The 1,733-nt window shown below is 76.3% G+C and carries 1 protein-coding gene; it reads right to left on the bottom strand.

Features of this window, described 5'->3' with window-relative positions; all coding sequences use genetic code 11:
- Positions 1–1,663: MFS transporter (locus tag AOK03_RS41640; protein WP_244177968.1), on the bottom strand; the 1,663-nt coding region annotated here is incomplete at its 3' end.
- Between the last annotated feature and the right edge of the window lie 70 nt (positions 1,664–1,733).

Genomic DNA, 1,733 nt, shown 5'->3' with positions numbered 1-1,733 from the left:
CCACCCGCCCCGCCTCCGCATCCGCCACCGCCGATCCAAAGTCCTCCACCGGATACGTCGCCGTCACCAGCTCGTCCAGCAGCAGCCGCCCACTCCGGTACAACTCCGCGTACAGCGCGAAATCCCGCTGCGGCCGCGAACTCCCGTACCTGCACCCGAGAATCGACTTGTCCAGGAACATCGACGCGACCACGAACGACGCCTCCGCCGCCGCCCCCGGCATCCCCAGCAGCACGGCCTGCCCATGCCGGTCCAGCAGTTCCACCGCCTCCCGCACCAGCTCCACCCGCCCCACACACTCGAAGGCGTGGTCCACCCCGTGGGGCAGCACCTCCCGCACCCCCTCCGTGGACCGGAAGAAGTGCGTCGCCCCGAACCGCCGCGCCACCGCCTCCTTCTCCGGATTCGCGTCGACCGCGACCACCACCCCCGCCACGGCCACCGTGCCCGCCGCCACGGCGAACGCGGCGTGCTGGCCCGTCAGGGCCGACGGGCCGGCCGCCGAAGCCGCCCCGGCGAGGACCGCGGGGCCGAGCCCGCTGCCGATCTGAAGTGCCGTGGCGGTCACCGCGGACGCCGCGCCCTGGCGGTCCCGCGGGACGCCCCGCAGGCCGAGGGCCGTGAGCGCGGGGAAGGTCAGCCCCTGCCCGGCCCCGGTCACGACGAGCCCCACGAACACCGGCCACCAGTAAGGGCTCTGAGGACCCGTCAGGCACCACACCAGCACCCCTCCCCCGGTCAGCAGCAGTCCCGTCGTGAGGACGGCCCGCACACCGAGCCGCTCCACGAGGCGTCCGGCGAGCAGTGCCGTGGCGGTCACGGCCGCGCTGACCGGCAGGACCGCGAGCCCCGACCGAGCCGGTGACATGCCTCGTACGTCCTGCAGATACAGCGGTACGAAGAAGAGCGAGCCGTTCACGCAGAAGTAGAAGGCCACCGCCAGGGCCGCGGAGGTCCGCACGGTCGGGATCCGCAGCAGCGCCCGGTCGAGCAGCGCCTCGCCACCGCGCCGCCACCACAGCGTCGCCGCACCGGCCGCGCCCGCCGCCGCGGCGACGGCGAAGAGGCGCCCCGCGCCCCGGTGCGAGAGCAGATCGACGCCGAGGACGACCAGGACGACCGTCGCCACCAGGGCCGCGCCGCCGACGGGGTCGACGCGACGGTTCCCGTCCGGCGCACCGGCCGGGAGCACGCGGACCGCGGCGAGCGCGGTGAGGAGTGCCGCCGCGCCCTGCACCGCGAAGACGAGCCGCCAGCCCGCCGCTCCGGTGAGCACGCCGCCGAGGACGAGGCCCGCGCCGTAACTGCCCGCCTGCGCCGAGGCGAAGACACCGAGGGCGCGGGAGCGTGCGGGGCCCGCCGCGTACAGGTCGGCGACCAGCGCGGTCGCCGCCGGGACGGTGATCGCGGCGCCCGCGCCCTGCACGGCCCGGCCCGCCGCGACCATCCAGAAGTCACTCGCGGCCACGGCGGGAACGGCCCCCGCGGCGAGCGCGAGCAGCCCCGCGGTCAGCACGCGGCGGCGCGGAAACCGGTCGGCGAGGGCTCCCCCGGCGAGCAACAGCCCGGCGAAGGCGAGCGCATAGCCGCTGACGGCCCAGGACAACGCCTGCGGGGCCGCCCCGAACTCCGCGCCGAGAGCGGGGAGCGCGCTGTTCAGCACGGCGACACTGCCCGCGTCGAGCCCGGCGGCAGCGCTCAGGACGAGCAGCGCGAGCAGGGCGGGTCGCGGC

Source organism: Streptomyces atriruber, from assembly GCF_001418325.1.
Taxonomy (GTDB): Bacteria; Actinomycetota; Actinomycetes; order Streptomycetales; family Streptomycetaceae; genus Streptomyces; species Streptomyces atriruber.
Note: the sequence above shows the minus strand (reverse complement) of the source record. Positions and strands in the feature narration are given on the sequence as shown.